The sequence below is a fragment of the Paenibacillus aurantius genome, from assembly GCF_032268605.1.
Lineage (GTDB): Bacteria > Bacillota > Bacilli > Paenibacillales > NBRC-103111 > Paenibacillus_AO > Paenibacillus_AO aurantius.
Window position 1 is genome coordinate 327,774 of record NZ_CP130318.1, and the last position, 21,100, is coordinate 348,873.

The 21,100-nt window shown below is 52.8% G+C and carries 20 protein-coding genes; 15 read left to right on the forward strand and 5 right to left on the reverse strand.

What is annotated here, in order from left to right; genetic code table 11:
• Positions 1–17: 17 nt before the first annotated feature.
• From MJA45_RS01675 to MJA45_RS01695, 5 genes are all read left to right on the forward strand, one after another.
• A complete protein-coding gene (locus MJA45_RS01675; RefSeq protein ID WP_315605564.1) occupies positions 18–1,640 on the forward strand; it encodes an extracellular solute-binding protein in 1,623 nt (540 codons plus the stop codon).
• Positions 1,641–1,726: 86 nt separating this feature from the next.
• Positions 1,727–2,686, forward strand: a complete 960-nt coding sequence (locus MJA45_RS01680; RefSeq protein ID WP_315605565.1) for an ABC transporter permease — start codon at positions 1,727–1,729, stop codon at positions 2,684–2,686.
• Positions 2,687–2,697: 11 nt separating this feature from the next.
• Complete coding sequence (locus tag MJA45_RS01685; RefSeq protein WP_315605566.1) at positions 2,698–3,576, forward strand: carbohydrate ABC transporter permease; 879 nt, start codon at positions 2,698–2,700, stop codon at positions 3,574–3,576.
• 37 nt (positions 3,577–3,613) lie between these two features.
• Positions 3,614–5,830, forward strand: a complete 2,217-nt coding sequence (locus MJA45_RS01690; protein ID WP_315605567.1) for a glycosyl hydrolase family 95 catalytic domain-containing protein — start codon at positions 3,614–3,616, stop codon at positions 5,828–5,830.
• The gene (locus MJA45_RS01695; RefSeq protein WP_407083099.1) at positions 5,823–6,443 is read left to right on the forward strand and encodes an alginate lyase family protein; all 621 of its coding nucleotides are present in this window, start codon (positions 5,823–5,825) and stop codon (positions 6,441–6,443) included. Before MJA45_RS01690 ends, MJA45_RS01695 begins: the two co-directional genes overlap by 8 nt.
• A gap of 74 nt (positions 6,444–6,517) precedes the next feature.
• On the opposite strand, the gene MJA45_RS01700 is transcribed toward MJA45_RS01695, so the two are convergent.
• Positions 6,518–7,639 carry a sensor histidine kinase gene (locus tag MJA45_RS01700; RefSeq protein ID WP_315605569.1) on the reverse strand — a complete coding sequence of 374 codons (1,122 nt, stop codon included), beginning with the start codon at positions 7,637–7,639 and terminating at the stop codon, positions 6,518–6,520.
• Positions 7,636–8,322, reverse strand: a complete 687-nt coding sequence (locus MJA45_RS01705; RefSeq protein ID WP_315605570.1) for a response regulator transcription factor — start codon at positions 8,320–8,322, stop codon at positions 7,636–7,638. The genes MJA45_RS01700 and MJA45_RS01705 overlap by 4 nt, the downstream gene beginning before the upstream one ends.
• A gap of 315 nt (positions 8,323–8,637) precedes the next feature.
• On the opposite strand from MJA45_RS01705, the gene MJA45_RS01710 reads away from it, so the two are divergent.
• The 7 genes from MJA45_RS01710 to MJA45_RS01740 all read left to right on the forward strand — a co-directional run bounded on the left by MJA45_RS01710 (position 8,638) and on the right by MJA45_RS01740 (position 13,722).
• Positions 8,638–9,042, forward strand: a complete 405-nt coding sequence (locus MJA45_RS01710) for a DUF6223 family protein (protein ID WP_315605571.1) — start codon at positions 8,638–8,640, stop codon at positions 9,040–9,042.
• Between the two features lie 119 nt (positions 9,043–9,161).
• The gene (locus MJA45_RS01715) at positions 9,162–9,488 is read left to right on the forward strand and encodes an antibiotic biosynthesis monooxygenase family protein (protein ID WP_315605572.1); all 327 of its coding nucleotides are present in this window, start codon (positions 9,162–9,164) and stop codon (positions 9,486–9,488) included.
• Positions 9,489–9,666: 178 nt separating this feature from the next.
• Complete coding sequence (locus MJA45_RS01720; RefSeq protein ID WP_315605573.1) at positions 9,667–10,080, forward strand: RrF2 family transcriptional regulator; 414 nt, start codon at positions 9,667–9,669, stop codon at positions 10,078–10,080.
• A 21-nt stretch (positions 10,081–10,101) separates the two neighbouring features.
• Entirely contained in the window at positions 10,102–11,004 is a 903-nt protein-coding gene (locus MJA45_RS01725) for an NAD(P)/FAD-dependent oxidoreductase (protein ID WP_315605574.1), read from the forward strand.
• Positions 11,005–11,039: 35 nt separating this feature from the next.
• Positions 11,040–11,435 (forward strand): hypothetical protein, encoded by a 396-nt coding sequence (locus MJA45_RS01730; RefSeq protein ID WP_315605575.1) that lies wholly within the window; start codon positions 11,040–11,042, stop codon positions 11,433–11,435.
• 82 nt (positions 11,436–11,517) lie between these two features.
• Complete coding sequence (locus MJA45_RS01735) at positions 11,518–12,162, forward strand: SDR family oxidoreductase (protein ID WP_315605576.1); 645 nt, start codon at positions 11,518–11,520, stop codon at positions 12,160–12,162.
• A 180-nt stretch (positions 12,163–12,342) separates the two neighbouring features.
• A complete protein-coding gene (locus MJA45_RS01740; protein WP_315605577.1) occupies positions 12,343–13,722 on the forward strand; it encodes a UDP-N-acetylmuramoyl-tripeptide--D-alanyl-D-alanine ligase in 1,380 nt (459 codons plus the stop codon).
• Positions 13,723–13,811: 89 nt separating this feature from the next.
• Here MJA45_RS01740 and MJA45_RS01745 read toward each other — a convergent pair whose 3' ends face one another.
• Together MJA45_RS01745 and abc-f are read right to left on the reverse strand one after the other, a co-directional pair.
• Positions 13,812–15,263: a chitobiase/beta-hexosaminidase C-terminal domain-containing protein gene (locus MJA45_RS01745; protein ID WP_315605578.1), complete on the reverse strand. Its 1,452-nt coding sequence runs from the start codon at positions 15,261–15,263 to the stop codon at positions 13,812–13,814.
• A gap of 103 nt (positions 15,264–15,366) precedes the next feature.
• The gene (gene abc-f / locus MJA45_RS01750; RefSeq protein ID WP_315605579.1) at positions 15,367–16,848 is read right to left on the reverse strand and encodes a ribosomal protection-like ABC-F family protein; all 1,482 of its coding nucleotides are present in this window, start codon (positions 16,846–16,848) and stop codon (positions 15,367–15,369) included.
• A gap of 399 nt (positions 16,849–17,247) precedes the next feature.
• Between abc-f and MJA45_RS01755 the strand changes: the two genes are divergently transcribed.
• Positions 17,248–18,474, forward strand: a complete 1,227-nt coding sequence (locus tag MJA45_RS01755; protein WP_315605580.1) for a sensor domain-containing protein — start codon at positions 17,248–17,250, stop codon at positions 18,472–18,474.
• Between the two features lie 427 nt (positions 18,475–18,901).
• On the opposite strand, the gene MJA45_RS01760 is transcribed toward MJA45_RS01755, so the two are convergent.
• A complete protein-coding gene (locus tag MJA45_RS01760) occupies positions 18,902–19,321 on the reverse strand; it encodes an Lrp/AsnC family transcriptional regulator (protein ID WP_315605581.1) in 420 nt (139 codons plus the stop codon).
• Positions 19,322–19,466: 145 nt separating this feature from the next.
• Between MJA45_RS01760 and MJA45_RS01765 the strand changes: the two genes are divergently transcribed.
• A complete protein-coding gene (locus MJA45_RS01765; RefSeq protein WP_315605582.1) occupies positions 19,467–20,024 on the forward strand; it encodes a cysteine hydrolase family protein in 558 nt (185 codons plus the stop codon).
• Between the two features lie 160 nt (positions 20,025–20,184).
• A complete protein-coding gene (locus MJA45_RS01770; protein WP_315605583.1) occupies positions 20,185–20,991 on the forward strand; it encodes a TetR/AcrR family transcriptional regulator in 807 nt (268 codons plus the stop codon).
• Positions 20,992–21,100: the final 109 nt, after the last annotated feature.

Below are 21,100 nucleotides of genomic sequence, written 5' to 3' on the forward strand. Positions count from 1 at the left end.
CATTAGGGGGATTTACAATGGGGAAACGTTCAAAGAATAAATCCATCGGGGTAGCTGTTTCCGTTGTCTTGGCATCAACAAGCTTGCTTGCCGCGTGCACCAGCACAAAGGATGGAGGGACCGCATCGCCGAAGCCGTCCGCGACACCCGCTGCGGAAGCAGGCAAATATCCCGTTAGCACTACAGAAACGCTGACTTCCTGGGAGCAGATCAATACCAACTTAACCACCTTCGTACCGAATCTGGCAGACTCGCCGTTCGGCAAGCAGCTGGAGAAGGAAACCGGCATTAAGGTGAAGTATTCTCACCCGGCGGATGGCCAATCGAAGGAGCAATTTAACCTGTTGATTGCATCGAACAACCTGACGGATGTAATCGAATACGATTGGAATAACTCTTACCCCGGGGGACCTGAGAAAGCGGTCTCAGATAAAGTCATTGTTCCTTTAAACGAACTTATCGATAAGCATGCGCCGAACTTAAAGAAGCTTTTGCAGCAGGATAAAGAGCTTGATAAAATGCTGAAAACGGATAGCGGCAAATATTATGTATTTCCAATGATTCGTCCGGACAATGGCCTTGTGTTTCGCGGTCCGATGATCCGGAAGGATTGGCTCGATGAGCTGCAATTGCCCGTACCGACTACGATCGATGAATGGTACACCGTCCTAAAAGCATTCAAAGAGAAGAAAAATGCAAGCGCTCCCTTCACGGCGCAATACACCAACGAGCTGAACATTCAGGACGCCTTCATCGGAGCGTTCAAGACGGCGAACCGTTACTATATTGACGATCAGGGAAAAGTGAAATACGGGCCGATCGATCCGCAATTTAAAGACGCCTTGACCTTGCTGCGCAAATGGTATCAGGAAGGCCTCATCGACAGAGATTTCGCACTCAATACAGACTCGAAATCACTCGATAACAAAATGCTGAGCAGCGCATCCGGGGCAACGGTCGGCTTGTTGAGCGGAGGCATGGGCCGCTGGATGGACTCCGGTAAGAAGCAGGATCCGAAGTTCCAGCTGGTTGCCGCTCCTTATCCGACGCTGAAGAAGGGCGAGCGGGCGTTTATCGGTCAGCGTGATTTCAAATTCAATCCGGCTGCAAGTAAAGCCGTCACGGCAGCAGCGAAGAATCCTGAGCTTGCCGTGAAGTGGCTGGATTATGCCTACAGCGAGAAGGGGGCTCTGCTGTTCAACTTCGGTATCGAAGGAGAAAGCTACACCATGGAGAACGGTAAGCCGACCTTCGCGGACAAGATTACGAAGGATCCGAAGTACAATCTTCAGCAGATGGTTTCCCAATATACGAAACCGAACGGACCTTTCCTCGGCGATTCCAGAAAGAGCTTCAATACGTACAAGGAACAGGATGAAGCAATTCAAATTTGGGAGCAAACGGATGCAGGGAAGCACGTGATGCCGATGTTTATCACACCTACCGTGGAAGAAAGCAAAGAGGTGGCGAAAATCAATACCGCTATTTCCAGCTATAAGGAAGAAATGTTCGTTAAATTTATTATGGGCAAAGAGCCGATTGATAAATTCGATGAGTATGTGCAGCGGATTAAAACCATGGGCAGTGATAAGGTAGTTAAAATCTACCAGGACGCTTATGACCGATACAACAAGCGGTAACAAATGAATTAATAACAGGAGAACGTGTCCGCCCTAGGCAGACACGTTCTCCTGTAAAAGGACATCGCAGGAATGGAGGGGAGAATATGACGGTGATGAATCAGGAAGCACTAACAAGTCCCATCGGGAATAAGAAGCCAAGGGCATTAGGCCTGCTCCTGGATATTAGAAAAAATAAGCTGCTGTATGTCATGCTTCTTCCGGTGTTATTGTACTATACAGTATTTCATTATGCCCCCATGTATGGTGCCATTATTGCTTTTAAGGATTATTCCCCCCGCCTGGGGATTCTGGGAAGCGATTGGGTTGGCTTCGAGCATTTTGAAACCTTTTTCACCGGTGCTTATTTTTGGAGAACCATCAAGAATACGATTCTTATCAGTTTCTATGAATTGATTTTCGGTTTCCCGGCCCCTGTTATCTTAGCGCTGCTGTTGAACGAAGTTAAACATTCTTTATTTAAACGAACCGTCCAGACGGTTACCTACATGCCTCATTTTATCTCACTTGTGGTCATTTGCGGGATTGTGAAGGATTTTACCTCCCGTGAAGGCATCATCAATGACTTGATGGCTTGGTTTGGAGCCGAAAGATCCACCTTCCTGCTAGAGCCCGAGTTCTTTCGGACCGTCTACGTTTCCTCAGGCATCTGGCAGCACATTGGATGGGGCACCATCATTTACTTGGCTGCTCTAACCGGCATTGATCCCGAGCAATATGAAGCGGCTCGTATGGATGGAGCGGGACGCTGGAAGCAGATGCTTCACGTCACGATTCCGGGAATTATGCCGACGATCGTTATCCTTCTCATTCTCGAAACAGGACGGATGATGAATGTAGGCTTCGAAAAAATCATTCTGTTGTACAACCCGGGCACCTATGAAACAGCGGACGTAGTCTCCTCCTATGTGTACCGGGTGGGTCTCCAGGATTTTAATTACAGCTTTAGCTCTGCCGTGGGCTTGTTTAACTCCGCCGTCAATTTCACATTGCTTGTGTTTTCGAATTGGCTCAGTAGAAAATTAAATGATACGAGCCTTTGGTAGGGGGGATTGTTATGAATCGACCGACTTTCTCGGAGAGATGTTTTGACGCAGCCAATACGTTGTTCTTGACCTTCTTGATGCTGATTACCATATATCCTTTAATTTATGTAGTCCTAGCCTCTTTAAGCAATGCCAATCAGCTTATGGCCTTCAACGGGTTCCTTTGGAAGCCGCTGGGCTTTTCGCTCGAGGCCTATTCCAGCGTTTTCGCCAATCCGATGATTCTGAAGGGATATGGAAATACCTTCTTTGTCGTATTGGTAGGCCTGTGTTTTAATCTTCTGCTCACCTCCCTGGGCGCCTATTCCTTATCCCGGAAAAGCCTGAAGTACCGCAAACCAATCATGCTGTTTATTGTTTTCACCATGTTCTTCAGCGGGGGATTGATTCCTTTTTATTTAACGGTTAAAGGAGTAGGCCTCGCAAATACACTGTGGGCTCTGATTATTCCTCATGCCATCAATACCTTTAATCTGATTCTTATGAAAACCGCCTTCGAAGCGATTCCCGATGCTTTGGAGGAATCGGCGAAAATGGATGGGGCCAACGATTTGGTGATTCTCTTCCGGATCATTCTGCCCTTATCGCTGCCGGTCATCGCGGTTATGCTCCTTTATTACGGTGTAAGCCACTGGAATTCCTGGTTCCATGCGCTGATCTTCCTGCAGGATCGCTCGATGTATCCGCTGCAGCTGATTTTGCGGGAAATTCTGCTTCAGGGAGAGGCAAGCACCATGGCCGTCGGAGCGTCCGATTCCGATATGGCGATGCTGACGGTGACTTTAAAGTACGCTACGATCATTGTGGCCACGGTACCGATTCTGCTGGTGTATCCGTTCTTGCAGAAGTATTTTGTGAAAGGGGCACTGATCGGTGCCATCAAAGGATAGGGGGGACATAGGCTTGGAAGGCAGGAATACGGAGGGTATGGCTATTGAACTGGACTGGGAACAGTTCCTCGCACCAAACGACATGGAGTGGGTCGTAAAACCGGTTTCCTGGGACGAGGGGGCCTTCATCGGAAACGGATTGATAGGAGCCATGATTTATGGGGAGGAGCATGCGAAGAAGCGTCATGTTCTCCGCTTTATCACAGGACGCACGGATGTGACAGCGGCCCGGACGGATCGCCCGGGTTTCCCTCCCCGTGTTCCTATTGGCGAAATAGATCTGGAGCTTAGCGGCATGATTTATCATCCTACGCAGCTCCGGCTAGACCTATGGAATGCGGAAATGAGAGCCCACGTTACCACTACTTGCGGCGAAGCGAAGCTGCACTCGTTCGTTCACAGTGAAGAACCGGTCATGGTGATCGAGCTCGAGACAAGCGAAGGGGAGAAGGATGCCGGCATCGTCTGGTATGCGCATGCGGAAGTGGATCCGGTCTTACGAAATGCCGATGGAAGGAATCTGAATCAGTTTATTCCCGAGGCTAAGATAACAAGGACGGTTGATAACGGAATTCATGTTTGTTTTCAAGAATATAACGGGAAGGAAGGCTGCGTTACGGCATGGAAGGAAGTGCAGCTGCCCGATAAGCGCAGGTTATTCTATATTTCCATAACCAATGGGTGCGATGAGAAGGCTAAGGAAGGGGCGGTCCAAGCCGTTCAGCGTGCCTCCGGCGCCGATTACGAGGAATGGGTAAACGCCCACCGGGCGTGGTGGCATCGTTATTATCAGCAAAGTTTCGTTTCCTTGCCAGACGGACAGCTTGAAAGCTTTTACTGGATCCAGGTGTATAAGTTGGCTTCCGCTACGAGAAGGGACAACCCGATCATGGATAATCAAGGTCCTTGGCTGGCACCTACACCGTGGGCAGGCATCTGGTTTAACATGAATGTCCAGATGAGCTATTCCCCCGTGTATGCCTCCAACCGCCTGGATATCGGAGAATCCTTGGTTCGTGCGCTGCACAACAATCAAGAGCAGCTGATCCGTAATGTCGATGGGAAATACCGTCATGATTCCGCCGGACTTGGCCGCAGCTGCAGCTTCGATCTTCATAGTGAAGTAGATGACGAGGTGGGGAATCTTACTTGGATTTGTCATAATCTCTGGCGGCAGTATCGTTACTCTATGAATGAGGATATGCTGAGAAATCTATTATATCCGCTTCTGCGCAGAAGCATTAATTATTACCTGCATCTCCTTGAGGAGGAAGAGGATGGGCGCTTGCATCTGCCGGCCACCATATCTCCGGAATACGGCTCCTTCATGAAGACCAGGGTGCGTGATTGTCATTATGATCTTTCGCTGCTCCGTTGGGGCTGTGAGACTCTGCTTAATAGCTGCGAAAGGCTAGGAGTTGACGAGCCGCTTCAGGATCAATGGCGCGATGTGCTTGAGCGTTTAACTCCGCTTCCGGTTGACGAAACGGGCTTCATGATCGGAAAAGATACGCCTCTTGCTTACGGTCACCGGCATTTTAGCCACCTGCTTGCTGTCTTTCCCTTACATCTGGTTGGCTGCGATACCGAAGAAGAACGACAGCTTATCGAGAAGTCGCTTCAGCATTGGATTCAGAAGGAAGGGGATCTTAGAGGCTTCAGTCTGACCGGCGCAGCCTCCATTGCCGCTGTCTTAGGACGGGGGAGTGAAGCGCTTCGATATCTGAAAGCACTCCTGCTCCTATTGAAGGCCAATACCATGTACAAGGAAGCCGGGCCCGTGATGGAAACGCCGCTGGCCGGGTCTGAAGCCATCCATGATATGCTGCTGCAGAGCTGGGGCGGTACGCTTCGCATCTTCCCGGCGGTGCCGGAGGAATGGCAAGATGCGGCTTTTCACGATTTGCGAGCTGAGGGCGCCTTCTTGGTTAGTGCGATGCGAAAGAACGGGGTAACCGAGTGGATCCGGGTGAAGAGTCTGGAGGGAGAACCATGCCTGATCCGAACCGGTTGGACCGGTAGGATTCGCTGGAAAATCACAGGCTCCGATCAAGAATATAGGGCTGAAGCAGCGGCGGGTGCGGAGTCGATACTCCTGAACCTTCGCAAGGGCGAGGAAGCGTTCTTATACTCGACGGAGGCCGTGCCGGAATTTCGAATGCATCCGGTTACACCCTCAGGAAGGCCTGTCCGACCGTTCGGCGGACTGAAGCCGTGGAGACTTTATGGGTTTCCATCGGACATCGATGGATAGGGGAGATTATAATAGTTCACTTTCTAGGGGGGCATGGTTCTCCGATTATTTGCAATGGATAAGCACCCATCTGAACGGACGGAAGGAAATGAACGAACGAAACAACCACAGCGTGTGTTGGTTTGTGCAGGCGGCTTCTTTTGGTGTCTTTACTGAAAATCAGAGCATGATGGAGTTATGCCGAGAGAGTTATAAACATACGCTGCTTCCTGAACAGATGGCGGAGGACGGAAGTTTCCCGCATGAATTGTGTCGCACGAAGCCTTACAGCTACTCCAATTTTGTCTTGGATAACATGGTGACCCTATGTCACATTCTATCTACCCCTGCCGATAATCTATGGGAATACACACTGCCAGATGGGAGGAGCATTCGAAAAGGAATGGAATTCCTGTTTCCCTATCTTACGGATAAAGACAGCTGGCCCTATCAGCAGGATATAGAGCACTATGAAGATTGGCCGGTAGGAATGTCGTATCCGCTCTTTGCCGGGTTAGCTTGGGGCAAGGAAGAATATGTAAATCTTTGGCGCCATCTCGAACAAAGCCCGACCAATGAAGAAGTGAGGCGAAATATGGCCATTCGTCAACCGCTGCTCTGGGTCATCGATTAAGAAAATGACCTGGACCTTAGCAGCCGTTCCGCAAGGCATCGCGGTTACGTCAATCTTGTGGGTATTGGAAAATCTCACTTATCCAAAGGCAAATAAACGGCAAAGGTCGTCCCTTGATCCGGCTCACTCGCAACGCGGATGAACCCGCCGTGGGCTCGGACCAAATGATGAGCGATCGATAAGCCAAGGCCCGTTCCGCCGGTATGCCGGGAACGGGCTTTTTCCACGCGATAGAAACGATCGAACAGGTGGGCCAGCTCCTCGGCTGGAATGCCGATGCCCGTATCGATCACGGAGACACAGGCATAGACGGAATTCCGATCCAGGACCTTGTCTTCCATGACAACTGAAATCTTCCCGCCTTCCGATGTATAGCGAATGGCGTTGGTCAACAAATTGATGAACACCTGGGTGATCCGTCTCGCGTCGGCCCTCACCATTACGGGTTTCGTGTTCGAATGAAAGCTCATTGCCAATCCGTTCTCCTCCGCCTCCATTCGAACATCATCCACGAGTTGTTCAAGCTTTGCCGCCAGATCGAGCGGTTTGCAATCCAGTGCCAACCGGCCCGCTTCCGCAAGTGATAAAACATGAAGGTCTTCCACAAGCAGCCCCAAGCGGATCACCTCGTCATGGAGTCTGAGCAGCATCTCCGGAGGGACGTCCTGACCGGCCTGTTGAGCATTTTCTAACTTTAGCTGCATGATAGACAGCGGGGTTCGAAGCTCATGAGCCACATCCGCTACCAACCTCCTGCGGGCGCCTTCCGCTTCCCGGAGCCGAAGCGTCATGTCGTTGAATGTCTGGATGACTTTCCCGTATTCGTCTTTGGTTTGGACGGGAACGGTTACGTCCAGATCGCCCTGGGCGACGCGTTCGATAGCGGCTACGAGTTTCCTAAGCGGGCGCGTCAGCACTCCCGAAATCCATAAACTCACGAAGAGGCCGATGGCCACGAAAAAGACCGAATTGCCCAGCATCAAGTTCTGCATCTTACCTGAAACGTAAGTCTTCAACAGCTCGATTTGTTCTTCGGGCGGTGCGTTCAAATAAGAGGCGCCGATTTCTTCCTGACGAAATTGATCGAAGAGAGATTCCATGTAGGCTTGTTTGGTTACAGCATGAGTACCACCGAGGAGAAGAACGACCAGTCCCATGAAGATAAAGATTTTATGGCGTACCGTCAACGTCGTCATGATGGTTCACCGAACCGGTAACCGAAACCGTATACCGTTTGAATATAACGAGGATGGGCCGGATCGTCTCCCAGCTTACGGCGAAGATTCCGAATATGGGAATCCATGGTTCGTTCGTATCCCATATATTCGTCCTCGAGTGCGGATCTTAATAGTTGGAGGCGGCTGAAAACGATTCCGGGCCGTGCCGCCAACGTATATAAAATTTTGAATTCCGTCGGGGTCAGCTGAATCTCCCGGCCGTCTTGGAATACCTGGCATTTGGCCTCGGAAATGATCAAGTTGTCTCTTTCCAACACCATCAACCTCTCTTCCGGACCGCGCAAGCGGCGCAGCACCGCCCGGATGCGCGAGGAGAGCTCCCGCAAGCTGAACGGCTTCGTCAAATAGTCGTCTGCCCCGATTTCCAGACCGACGATTTTATCCGCCTCTTCCGATCGGGCGGTGACCATTATAATTCCGCAATACAAGGTTTGCCTTATTTCCCGGCATACGTCGATACCGCTCTTCTCGGGAAGCATCCAATCCAGCACGATGAGGTCCGGCCGTTCCGACCGGGCAATGGTAAGGGCTTCCTTGCCGGTACAGGCGGTCAAGACCTGAAATCCTTCCCGCTGCAGATAGGTATGCATTTCCTCCAGCATGCCTGGTTCGTCCTCTACCAGCAACAATTTCGGTTCCATGGCCATCCCCTCTTTCTCGTTTGGTCTCCTTCAGAGCGAGAACCCGCCCCTTACCCCGAATTATACCGTGCTTGAACAAATCCTTGAAGAAATCCACCAATAAAGAGGAAGATCTGCATAAGTTCTCGACATTTGTTGGTTAAACTGGCGGTGAACCGGAGGAGATCGCCTGCACAAAACAAGAACGGAGGGGAGAAATGAATGAATGATTCGGGCAACGAGGGAACGTGGAATCTACCCTGCAACGGGTCCATGGAGCCGTTCGAGCCATACGGGATCGGGGATTTATAAAAACAACCAAAGGAGTAGGTAATAATGAAAATAAAGCTGGTTTCCATCCTTATGCTGGGCATCCTTTTGCTTGTGCCCACCATAGCCTCGGCCGAAGTGACCGACGGTAACGTCGGATACGGATTAACCCCCGGGCGACTCCGGACCATCATAGCCGCGGTAGTGGGGCTGATCAGCGTCATCATCGGCGGGTTGTCTTGGGCCCGCTCCGCCGGCCGTTTCGGTACCGGTAACGGACGAACCGGGGCTATCGTGGCTGCGGTAGTGGGGCTGATTGGTATAGTGCTCGCTGGGCTGCATCTGGCCAACACCACCGGTGGTTTCGGTACCGGTAACGGGCGGGCGGGGGCCATCGTGGCCATCCTAGTGGGGCTGGCCGGCGTAGTCTTGGCTTGGCTAACACTGGCACGCTCCCGCCGCGTCGGCTGATCCGCCTTGGTGTGCTTGTTTAAGGAGTTCTGTTTTGGGTGAGTCCCGACTGGATCTAGCGCCGATCTTATAATTTAATGATAATATAGTCTTATCCAAACTTCGGCAGGAGGGAGACTATGAGCGAAATAGCAAAAACGCCCCAGCCCCCGTATTACGCGGTTATTTTTACATCGGAAAGATCGGAGGGGGACCAAGGCTATGAGGAAATGGCAGAGGAAATGGTCAACCTGGCATCGGTTCAGCCTGGATTTCTAGGCGTAGAAAGCGCCAGAGAAGGCTTGGGCATTACGGTTTCCTACTGGGAATCCCTGGAAGCTATCCAAAACTGGAAACAGAACGAACGACATCTGATGGCTCAAAAAAGAGGGAAGTCGGATTGGTACCTCAGCTACAAAACGAGAATCTGCAAGGTCGAACGGGATTATGGCTTTGAAAAGAATTAAATCCATCGGGCCGGGCCGTTTCCCCGGGCTCAAGGGACCAGCTTGATGGCATCCAGGCTGAAATGATTTTGAAGGCTCCGGGAGAGATCCCGGAGCCTTTTGCATGCTTTTAATTAATTGACAGGCCGATCGAAACGCGGTTATCATGGATACATGAAGTCTATGATTGGAGGAGAAGATGAAATATTCCAAAGCAACCAACTATGCTCTTCACACCATGCTTTATTTAAGTGCCATCGGGCCGGATAAGCCGGTGGGCGTTCAGCAGCTGGCCGACAGGCAGGGGGTTTCCTCTACGTACCTATCGAAAATACTCACTAAGCTGGTGAAAGCGGGGCTGATTGAATCCACTCCGGGAGCAAACGGGGGCTATCGGCTGAAGAGCCGGAAAGAAGAGATATCCTTTCTGGATATCATCCATGCCATAGAGGGAGTGGCTTCGCTCTTCGAATGCTGCGACGAAGAAGATTCCCGTTGTATTATCCATCAGGAGATGCGGGCCGCGGAAAAGGCCATGGAGGAGCACTTAAGAAATACCAAAATGATCGAGTTGGCGAGAAAGCTTGGAAAGGAACATCTCACCATAAAATAGAGGAAGAGAGGAGATGGGCGTATGAGCTATGACTGTGCGATTGTCGGCGGAGGACCGGCAGGGTTGAATGCAGCGCTAGTGCTCGGCAGAGCGAGACGAACCGTTGCCCTGTTGGATGCCAACCAGCCGAGGAACGGAGTGACGCACGCTTCTCACGGATTCCTGACCAGGGACGGAGTAAAGCCCGCCGAGTTCCGCCGCGTGGCTTACGAGGAGGTCCTCCGATATCCGACGGTCCGGCACATTCAGACCGAGGTGATGGACATTCGGAGGACAGGGGCTGGATTCCTTCTTCTCACCTCTACGGGAGAGCGTGTGCAGGCCCGCAAGCTGATCGTGGCGGCCGGGTTGAAGGATGCGTTCCCCCCTATAGAGGGATTTCACAACTTCTACGGAAAAAGCCTTTTTGTCTGCCCGTTTTGTGACGGCTGGGAGCTGCGCGATCAAAAGCTTGCGGCTATTTCCGATCAGCCGGGCGTGTTTCATATGGCCAAAATGCTGCTCAATTGGACGCGGGATGTGGTGGTGTGTACCAACGGCAGGGACATTCTGACGGCCGAACAGAAGGCCCAGCTTGCCTCCCGGAATATACCTGTTGTCCATGCTCCTGTCGTTGCCTTTTCCGGGCAGAACGGGCGGTTGGAACGGATTTATTTTGGGAACGGCACACAGATCGAGCGAAGCGGGGGATTTATCGCTCCCCTTCAGCGGCCGAATGCCCGGTTTGAGGAAGCGCTGGGCTATCAAACGACTCCAAACGGAGGGATGGTTATAGACGAAATGGGCCGGACCACCGCAGCAGGAGTGTACGCAGCCGGGGATTCCGCCTATGTGATGCCTTCCCAATTGATCCATGCCGCGGCCTCCGGCAGCAAAGCGGCGATGGCCGTCGTAGCGGATCTGACGGAGGAGGATTGGCGGTGATGGTTTTCTCCATACGGCCCCTTGTTGTTTTGATCATGATTCTATGGCTTAGCGGGTGTGCCCTTACCGGCGGCAAACCGGTTGATTCTAATTCCCAGGAGCCTTCCCGGACAGCCGAACCGGCTCCTTTCGCACCCGCGGCTGTTTCCAAGGAAAGACCAGCTGCTTCTCCTGCCGCCTCGTGCGGGAAACTGCCGGAGGAACTGGCATTCGCGGGGAAGACGTACCTTTTGAAGGAAAGGAGCCCCGCGGCCGAGCCTGGCATGAAGCTGGGGTATATGAAATGTGAACAAGGCCGTCTTACGGCTGGAGACGCGACAGACCCGTTTACGGTTTATACGGTGGGGGATCCCCGTACGAACAGCGACATTCTTCTATATGGAGACCGGGAATCCAGGGCCCGGTATATGCTGGAGGAATCGTCCAGATGAAGCCTCGGGGATTATTCACTAAAGGGATTGGGGAAATATAAGGAAACCCGATAAAGAAAATCCCCATGAAGGAGTGTTGGCGTTGAAGGTACTAGTAGTCGGAGCAAATGGACAGGTAGGCCGGCACCTGATTCCGTTAGTAAGCGAGAGCGGGGAGCACACCGCCATAGCCATGGTGCGAAAGGAAGAACAAGCCGCTTCTTATGCGGCCCAGGGCATCGAGACGGTGGTGGCCGATCTGGAGGGAACGGTAGAGGAACTGGCGAAAGCGGCCAAAGGATGTGAGGCCATTGTCTTTACGGCAGGGTCGGGCGGCCAGACCGGATACGACAAGACGCTTCTGATCGATCTAGACGGAGCCGGCAAAATGATAGAAGCCGCGGAGAAGGTGGGCATCCAACGGTTCCTTATGGTAAGCGCCCTGCAGGCTCATAACCGGGAGAATTGGAGCGATTCCATTCGTCCTTATTATGCCGCAAAGCATTACGCTGATAAGCTTCTCGAAGCGAGCGGCTTAACCTATACCATTATCCGTCCGGGTGGTCTTCTGAATGAACCGGGGACGGGAAAGGTCTTGGCGGCCCCCAACCTGACCAGGGGAAGCATCCCCCGGGAGGATGTGGCCCGAACGGTCCTGGCTGCCTTAACCGAGGAGCGCACCTACAACAAGGCGTTCGATCTGATTTCCGGGGAAGATTCCATTGCGGAAGCTCTGCAAAAGCTGTAAGAAGAAAAGAGCCATTTCGGAGATCGCCCCGTCCTGGTAAAATGCGGACAGGGCGATCTTCTTGTTAGGAGGGCTTTTTAAGCCTACCTGGGCTTCCTCTGAGCATACTCCCTGCTTCCAAGGAATAAATTCCTTGGAGTGCAGGCCGATTTGATCCCCTGCAGGAGGAGTGCTGAGTCCATGATTCAAAAACGACTAAAAGCTATAGAACAAATGACCGGGGGAAAGGGACTGTCTCCGTCCTATGACGATATAACGATCGAAGGAGTATCCATCGATTCGAGAACCGTCAAGCCAGGCAATCTTTTTATTCCTCTAATCAGACAGCTGGATGGCCATCATTATGTGGAGGAGGCGATAGCCAAAGGAGCTGCAGCCTCTCTATGGCAGACCGATCATCCTAGCCCGCCTCATCATCTTCCTCTTATCTATGTCGATGATGGTTTACAAGCCCTTCAAAAGTTGGCGGCCGCCTATCGGGGGGAGCTGCCTGTCACAACGATTGCGGTAACGGGCAGCAATGGCAAGACCACGACCAAAGATATCCTCACTTCCGTGCTGCAAACCAACTACCGTGTACATAAGACGTTGGGTAACTTAAACAGTCAAATTGGTGTTCCCTTGACCTTGCTGGAGATAGATAAGGATTCGGAAGTAGCTGTAATTGAAATGGGCATGAGTGAACGCGGCCAAATAGACCGGCTTTCCCGAATGGTCCAGCCGGATATCGCCGTGATTACCATGATTGGGGTGTCCCATTTGTCGACACTCGGTTCACGCGAAGAAATCGCCAACGCGAAGCTGGAAATAGTAAATGGGTTGAAGGATGGCGGGACATTGATCTACAACGGAGATGAGCCCCTGCTGGCCGAACGAGTCCAGGAAGTCATTGGTTCGAATGCTGTTTCCCTGATCCGAATAGGCGAAGCGGAGCATAACGAGTACCGGGCTGAAATTATCAAAAGCGATGCAGAAGGCTCTTCTTTCAAAGTGAGGAAGGAGGAGTTTCATCTTCCGATCCTGGGTGCGCACAACATTTCCAATGCGCTGTGTGCCACGGCTGCCGCCTACCAGCTGGGACTCGGTCCGGAACAAGTTGCAGAGGGCTTTACCCTTCTTCAAGTCACGAAGATGAGGATGGAAAAAATCGACGCCCCCCGAGGGTTTACCATCCTCAACGATGCGTGGAATGCCAGTCCCGTTTCCATGGCTTCCGCCATCGAAACCTTTCAGGACCTCCCGGGTTATATCCGAAAGTTTGCGGTGCTGGGGGATATGTTGGAGCTTGGACCCAAGGAGCAGGAATTTCATCGGGAAATTGGATGGTCCCTGGATCCTCGCCGAATGGATTATGTCTATACCGTTGGGGAGCTTGCCGCTCACATTGCCCAAGAAGCGGCCAAGCGGTTTCCGGAAGGCAAGGTAAAGGCTTTTGCGAGCAAAGAGGAAGCAGCCGAGGAGTTATGGCAGAACCTTAACCCCCAGGATCTCGTTCTCGTAAAAGGATCCAGAGGGATGCAATTGGAGAGCATGGTTTCTAGGCTAATGCAGAGCCCATAAAGATTGTGGTATACCCTTTCCGCGAAAAAGACCCCTATAATCCATAGGTTGCCTCGTTAGAGGTTCCCAGGGATTATAGGGGCTCTTTGTTAGTTATATAGAGTTTCGGAGAGTATTATCTGACACGAAATGCTGCCGTTGCCGAAGGGAGTTTCCTGTCCGGACTCACCTTTTACACCCGTAATGCTGATTTGGATAAAAGACTGGCCGAGGAATGGTGGGATGTACCAATTGCTTATATCAAGGACTACCTCGGTAGGGCTGACAAGTGTGGCAGTGGATGGATTAAAGCCGGTCCCCATCGGTCCTATAAACATATTAAACAACTGATAATTCTCAACATTCTCAGCGCTTGCTTCATCCACCGGCAGATTAAACGTGACTTTCAGAATGCCACCCAGCTCATAGACGGCGTTGCTAACCGTTGGAGGTACAACGGGCAGAGGGGAAGGAGGAGTGACGACTAGGTAAACCGTATACGATTCGCTCATCACGGCACTGTCCGCCATGCCTTCTTTTACGGCAATCGCCTTGATGGTCTTAGCCTCGATAATCTCAATTATAGTGTCGGGGCCGTAAACCGAGCTGTTCACGGTAGGCGTGCTTCCGTCCATTGTGTAATAAATGGTCGCTCCCTCCGTGGAGGAACTAAGCGATACCTTAGTTTCGTACAAGACTATCCCTCCCGAAGGATTTGCCGAAGGCGCGGCAACTGTCGGCACCGGTGTTTCAATTGGAGCCGGGGTTTGGCTAGGAACGGGCGTCTCGCTAGGAGCCGGTGTCGGACTCGGCGTCGAAGACGGAACCGGGTCCGTGTAAACCGGCGGATCGGTTGGAGTAGGTGTCGCGGTTGACGTCGGTGTAGGCGTCGGTGTCGGAGTAGGCGTTGGCTTAGCCGCCTCATACGCCTGCTGCCCTCCGTAAGCTCCCACGATCAGATCGGTCCGGGTGGTCAGCTTGCTCCCGTCGGTTCCTTCCGGCAGCACTTTGGTTTCGATCGCCAGTTTAACGGCATCGGAGTACCACGGGTTGCCCGACACATCCACTTTCTTGCCGAGGCCTTTGACCAGGGCGGTGGCGAATTGGCCCATCGTCAGGTTATCGCCGGGATCGAAGGTGGTGTCCGTCATCCCGTCGATGAGGCCGGCCTTCTTAGCCGCTTCAATATATGGAAGCGCCCAGCCGTTCGCGGCATCATCGGCATGCACGTCGGAGAAGGTGGAGGATTTGACGGAGGAGTCCACCTTGACTCCATAGATTAACGATAGGACTTTGGCAAACTGGGCGCGGGTCATGTTCTGGTCGATTCCAAAGGTGTCGTCGCTTACCCCGTCGAAGACCCCTTTGGACAGCAGAGCATCGATTTTGGCCTTCAAAGCGGCATCCACGCCAGCCAAATCCTTGAAATCATTGGAAATTTTGCTTGGTCCAGCATGGCCCGCATTCGCGGATGCAGGCTCCTGGGCGCTAGCCATGGCGGGAAGCGTCAACAGAGCCCCGATCGTCAGGACGGCGATCGGTTTGAGAAACCGTTTTCTCATTAAATATTCTCCTCCTGGATAAATGGGTAGGTAGGCCTTACCTCCTATTTATCGACAGGATTCGATAAAAGGTTTATAGCTACTTTATCGCGGAGTAAGCCGCTTACAACTGGACGATCTTAGTCGCCATTCGTCTGCAGAATTCCCGGTCGTGCTCGACGAACACCATTGTCGGGTTGTATTCTAGCAGCAGTTGTTCGATCTGCATCCGGGAGAGCACATCGATAAAGTTGAGCGGTTCGTCCCAGACATGGAGGTGAACTTCCTCGCACAAGCTTCGGGCGAGGAGCACTTTTTTCTTCTGGCCTCCACTGTAAGAAGAGATGTCCTTCTCAAATTGGATCCGGGCGAAATCCAGCTTGCGCAGGATCGCTTTGAAGAGACTTTCCTCAACCCCATAAGCATTCGCGTACTCCGTTAACGTACCCTGCAAGTGCGAGGTGTCCTGGGAGACATAGGAGATCTTCAGCTGGCTCCCGATCCGGAAGGTCCCCGTATAGGTAGGAGGATCCTCGCCAACGAGGAGCTTGAGAAGGCTCGATTTGCCGGAGCCGTTTCGGCCGGAAAGGGCGATTCGCTCGCCTTTTTCTATGGTAAAACTGACATCCGTGCAAACGGGTTTGTCCCCGTAATAGATCGACACGCGGTCCAGCTCGGCAAGCTGGGTTTTGTGATAGGTCAGCTGGGACAGCTTGAGATTTTCGGAGCTCTCGATATTCTTCAACAGGGCCGATTTCTCCTCCATCGCCGCTTGCTGCCGGTTCTCCAGGCTCTTCGACCGCTTCATCATCTTGGCCGCTTTATGGCCGACATAGCCTTTATCTACCTTGGACCCCGAATTGAGGGTGCCGTTCTTGGTCTTCTCCACCTCGTGCGACCACTTATTGGTGCGCTCCGCGGCTTGGGCGAGACGCTTGATGTCCTTCTTCAGCTTCTCGTTCTCCGCAAGCTCGTACTGGTCCTGCCTCTGCTTGCCCTCCCACCAGTCCGAGAAGGTTCCCTGCTGGATCTCGATGTTCGTCTTGTTAATGGAGAGAATATGGTCGACGCTGGTGTCCAGGAACGCCCGGTCGTGAGAGACCAGAATGAAGCCGCTCTTCGTCTTCAGGTATTGACTGACCAGCTCCCGCGCTTCCCTATCCAGATGGTTGGTCGGTTCGTCAATCAGCAGAAAATGATTCTCCTTCAGAAACAGCGCGGCCAGCATGACCTTCGTCTGTTCCCCGTTCGACAAGGAATCGAAGGGACGGTACAAGACATCCTCCGAAACCTGGAGAAGGGAAAGCTCTCTCCGGAGTTCCCAATCCACATAGTCCGGGTAAAACTCCTCGATGACATCCATGGTCAGGTATTCGGGATGTTCGACCGAAAAGGGGAAATAGTCGAACTCCACCTGGGCGGAGATCGTTCCTACGTATTCGTATTGGCCCATGAGCAGCTTCAGCAGCGTGGTCTTTCCCCGGCCGTTCCTCCCGGTAAGGCCGAGCCTCCAGTCCGTGTCGAGCGTAAAGCTGACGTCCTCAAAAACATTATCGTAGCTGCCTTCATAAGCGAAGGTTAAATGGCTCACTTGGATCATCGACATAGAATCCATCCTCCTTTTCCAAAAAACAAAAGCTGCCGGAAAGGGACTCCTTCCTGCAGCTCAAATTCGGATATGGTCAATTCACCCCCGGCGGGGAGGGACTTGACTGTTCTTTGAGTGGAAGGAAGGCGTAACGTGCTTCTTGTTAATCCCATAATAAAACAAGGCGGCTTTGCAGCTTCAGCCTGTCGGTCGGACCGGTTTTTATTATGTTCCCGATTAGCAAGAATACCTTACATGCGCCTCTTCCACTCCTGTCGTTGGGGTAAAGGCATCGTATCACAGGCCATTCCCGCCGATCAACCGTTTCCGGGGGGAAAGTTTCGTTTTAGTCATTTTGTCCGGGTCCTTTTGCCTATATAATGAAGGGGAGAGAACATCATGGTTTTTTACTAAAAGGTGGATAACGGAATAATGCCCGATAATGATTTGCATCAACGGACCGAGCTTCTGACGTATGCTTTCGACCATCACCCGGATGGAATGGCGATCGTGGATGGAGATGGTTATTTTATAGAGGTAAACGCTTCCTTGGTTCATATGCTTGGCTACACCGAGGAGAAGCTGCGTCAAAAAACGTGGGAACACTTGGTGAGCAGGCCGGCCTGCAGCGGAGGCGGGAGTGTCAAGTCGGAAGCCGCTGTTCTGCATCAAAGGGGGCATCTGGTCCATGTCCGGATGACCTGCCTTCCTTATGAGGGGAAGGGGAAGGAAGGGTACAAGCTTCTCACCCTGGAAGAGGTCACCTCTCCTGGGCAACCGGAAAGGGAAGGAACCTCCACCCAGGAGATGTTCACGTTCCTCTCGGAAAAATCCCAGAACATCATCTCGGCTTATTCGCCCGATCGCTTCTTTACGTACATTTCTCCCACGGTAACGGACTTGCTCGGCTATGCCCCGGAAGAAGTAGTGGGCCAGCCGGCCGCCGCCTTCAATCATCCGGATGACAATATCAAACTGCGGGAGCATCACCAGACGGTCGTGCTTGACCAGAACACGGTGCGGTTTACCGGCCGGGTTCGGCATAAGAACGGAAGCTACCGCTGGTATGAAACGACCGTCGAATACATCCGCAGCGTCTCGGGCGACATCCTCCAGGTAATTGGGGTGGGGCGCGACATTACCGAACGCAAGGAAGCGGAGGAGACCATCGCTCACCTGGCTTACCATGACATGCTGACGGATCTGCCGAACCGGCGTCTGTTCAAGAGCCGGGTCAGCCTGCTGCTGAAGGAGTCCAAAGGGCTGCACGGCCTTTTGGTGGTGGATCTGAATGGATTTAAGGATATTAACGATACGTTCGGCCATGAGATGGGCGATCGGCTCCTGGTCGAAGTGGCCCGGAGGCTGGCCGCGGCGGCGGAAAGCGACGGCGTGGTGGCTCGCTGGGGAGGCGACGAGTTCACGGTTCTTCAACCCTACCTGAGAAACCGGGAAGACCTGATGGCCTTACAGGAGCGGATCCGGAAGGTTCTCTCCGGGCCTCTTGTGGTGAACGGCCGTTCCCTCGCGGTTACCGCTAGTGTGGGCGCCGCCTTCTTCCCCGAGGACGGCGACTCTTTGGAGACGTTGTTGGGCCACGCTGATGCGGCCATGTACCGGGTCAAGCACCGGGGGAAACGTTAGGGGGAAACATGCTTAATGAGAGGTATACATGTTAAGAGCCTGGATGAAAAGGGCTTGTGGTACAGGGACAGGAACAAGGCGGAGGGATTTCTTGATTTTGAAACATGCAAAAGCGAATTTGTTAGTTACATGGCAGCCAAGAACCGTTTATCCTTAGAGGAGGAACGAAACCTGCGGCATCATTGTAAAACGGTTGCTTGGCGTGATATAACAGCAAAGCCTATGTATGTGGAGTTCTTCAGTAACCCTCGTGTTAAAGTCGAGTTTGTGCGTTCACTTTTCTGTCTCCGCCCTAAAAAGGAGTTCATACGGCTGCACCAAGACATTGAAAAAGCGGGTTGGAGCACATACGATCTAAGTTAATCCAAGAGACAAGGTTTTTTCTTTACGTAAAGAAAACAAAAAAGGATTAGCACATTCCCTTCCCCTAAAAGCTCTTATATTCCACCGGCGAAGAGAGTTGAATGTGCGTGGAGGATTTTCCATAGGGAAGTGCCTGGTCGATAAAAGCCTCCATCGTGCGGACCGATTCCGTGACCAGCTTCACCAGGTAGCTGTATTGCCCCGCGAGCCGGTGACACTCCATCACCTCGGGGTGGCCTTGGCAGAATTCCGCAAACGCCTTGCACCGTTCCGTCTCAAACAAAATGAAGGCCGTCACCCGTTTGTTCAACGCCTCCGGGTTCAACGCCGCCCGATACGCCTCGATAATGCCGCGCTCCTCCAGCTTCTTGACCCGTTCCGCCGCCGCGGGGGCGGTTAACCCGATGCGCTGGCCCAGCTCTTTCATGGAAAGGCGGGCGTTGGCCTGAAGCTCCTTTAAAATTCCCTGATCGACCTGGTCCACGTGGAGGTCTCCTTTCTAAATAAAGCATTCCCTCTTATATTCCTTGCATTCTTAAGTCCATCCATTAAAACACATTGGCCATAGGGTGTAAATGAACTCCTCCTTTCGCTACAATGAGGGCATCGAAAAAACGGAGGCTGACGACATGAACCTGTTATCCCATACACCGCTGCTGATCATTGATGTTCAGAAGGCGTTCGACGATCCGAAATGGGGAGAGCGCAACCATCCGGAGGCCGAAGCGAATCTCAAGCTCCTGCTCGCCGCCTGGAGAGCCTCGGGAAGACCGGTTTGGTTCGTCCAGCACCTCTCCCGGTCCGAATCTTCGCTGTTCCATCCCGATCAACCGACGTGTGCCTTTAAAGAAGGTCTGGAGCCGGTCGAGGGGGAGCCCGTCTTTCGCAAAACGGTGAACAGCTCGTTCATTGGAACCGATCTGGAACCTTCTCTCCGGCGGTTGGGCTGTGAGCAGCTGGTGATCGCCGGCCTGACCACGAACCATTGCGTGGAGACGACCACCCGTATGGCGGGCAACCTCGGGTTCCAACCGATCCTGGTGGAGGATGCCTGCGCAACCTTCGGCCGCCGCGGTCCGGACGGGACCTATTACCCTCCTGAGCAGATTCACGAGATGACCCTGGTGAACCTGCACGAGGAGTTCGCCCGCATCGCTACAACACGGGAAGTATTGGGGATGGTGTAAGTCATCTGGCGGCTCGATTGCGGAAGCAGCTAAGCGGCCGCTCCCTTTTCCCGCTAATCTTTCCTATGGTATACTGTTTACAGTATAAACATTTTTCGGGCGGCTTGGCTGCGACACCCGTATCCATAGCCGGCTTTGAATAACAGAGGGGGAAAAGCAGATGGCCAAACCGGATATCACTCCAGAGGAAGCGGTGAAGCGGCTCCCCGCCGGTGCGGCGCTTGGCTGGGGCTTGGTGAAGCCGCCGCAGCGCGGACCTAAGCGGGAGATGAGCATTGAGCAAATCGTCCGGAAGGCGGTGGACATCGCGGACAAGGATGGCTTGAGCGCCGTCTCGATGAACCGGGTGGCGTCGGAGCTCGGTTTCTCGGCGATGGCGCTCTACCGCTATATTCCGAGCAAGGATGATCTGCTGCTTCTCATGCAGGATGCGGTATGCGATATTCCGCTGCCGGATGAGAGACCTGCCCACGAATGGCGTGAAAGTATGCGGGAATACGTGATGGCAACGATCGGCGTTTTTGTCGACCATCCGTGGTATGGGGACATCCCAATCTCCAGCCTGCCGATCCTGCCTAATACTTTGCAAATGGTGGATTGGGCGCTTCGCCCTTTGCGGGACATGCCTCTGGACGATTTCGAGAAAATGTCCATCGTTCTGCTCCTGAGCGGTTATGTCCGTTCCAGCGGAATGCTGAAGAGGGACATCCTCCGGGCGGTTCAGGCCGGTTCCAGTGAGGAAACGTTCAGCGGGGTCCCTTACTCGGCGGCGCTTAAGGCCTTGGTCAAGCCGGATCCCTATCCGAATCTGTATCCGATCGTCATGTCCGGCGTCTATACCGGAGAGAAGGAAAGCGAGAATACCGTCGGCGATGACATCGACTTCGGCTTGGAGCGGATTCTGGACGGGATTGAGCAGTATCTGGAGCGGAAAAAAACCGGCCGAAGGGACTCCAGCCAGGGGTAAGGGATAAAAAAGACGACAGGGAAAGGCCGTGGCCTTTTCTCTGTCGTCTTTTTTATTTTTGCGGCCTTATGCTAGTGCCTTATCCGGTAACTTTGTTGGCGAGAAAGTT

Bases quoted from the DNA above. Each gene is read 5' to 3' on its own strand.
- MJA45_RS01710 (WP_315605571.1), top strand. From the start codon at position 8,638: ATGAAAATAAAGCTGGTTTCCATCCTTATGCTGGGCATCCTTTTGCTT.
- MJA45_RS01725 (WP_315605574.1), top strand. From the start codon at position 10,102: ATGAGCTATGACTGTGCGATTGTCGGCGGAGGACCGGCAGGGTTGAAT.
- MJA45_RS01705 (WP_315605570.1), bottom strand. From the start codon at position 8,322: ATGGAACCGAAATTGTTGCTGGTAGAGGACGAACCAGGCATGCTGGAG.
- MJA45_RS01685 (WP_315605566.1), top strand. From the start codon at position 2,698: ATGAATCGACCGACTTTCTCGGAGAGATGTTTTGACGCAGCCAATACG.
- abc-f (WP_315605579.1), bottom strand. From the start codon at position 16,848: ATGTCGATGATCCAAGTGAGCCATTTAACCTTCGCTTATGAAGGCAGC.
- MJA45_RS01690 (WP_315605567.1), top strand. From the start codon at position 3,614: ATGGCTATTGAACTGGACTGGGAACAGTTCCTCGCACCAAACGACATG.
- MJA45_RS01695 (WP_407083099.1), top strand. From the start codon at position 5,823: ATGGATAGGGGAGATTATAATAGTTCACTTTCTAGGGGGGCATGGTTC.
- MJA45_RS01730 (WP_315605575.1), top strand. From the start codon at position 11,040: ATGATTCTATGGCTTAGCGGGTGTGCCCTTACCGGCGGCAAACCGGTT.
- MJA45_RS01715 (WP_315605572.1), top strand. From the start codon at position 9,162: ATGAGCGAAATAGCAAAAACGCCCCAGCCCCCGTATTACGCGGTTATT.
- MJA45_RS01675 (WP_315605564.1), top strand. From the start codon at position 18: ATGGGGAAACGTTCAAAGAATAAATCCATCGGGGTAGCTGTTTCCGTT.
- MJA45_RS01700 (WP_315605569.1), bottom strand. From the start codon at position 7,639: ATGACGACGTTGACGGTACGCCATAAAATCTTTATCTTCATGGGACTG.
- MJA45_RS01680 (WP_315605565.1), top strand. From the start codon at position 1,727: ATGACGGTGATGAATCAGGAAGCACTAACAAGTCCCATCGGGAATAAG.
- MJA45_RS01720 (WP_315605573.1), top strand. From the start codon at position 9,667: ATGAAATATTCCAAAGCAACCAACTATGCTCTTCACACCATGCTTTAT.
- MJA45_RS01765 (WP_315605582.1), top strand. From the start codon at position 19,467: ATGAACCTGTTATCCCATACACCGCTGCTGATCATTGATGTTCAGAAG.
- MJA45_RS01745 (WP_315605578.1), bottom strand. From the start codon at position 15,263: ATGAGAAAACGGTTTCTCAAACCGATCGCCGTCCTGACGATCGGGGCT.
- MJA45_RS01740 (WP_315605577.1), top strand. From the start codon at position 12,343: ATGATTCAAAAACGACTAAAAGCTATAGAACAAATGACCGGGGGAAAG.
- MJA45_RS01770 (WP_315605583.1), top strand. From the start codon at position 20,185: ATGGCCAAACCGGATATCACTCCAGAGGAAGCGGTGAAGCGGCTCCCC.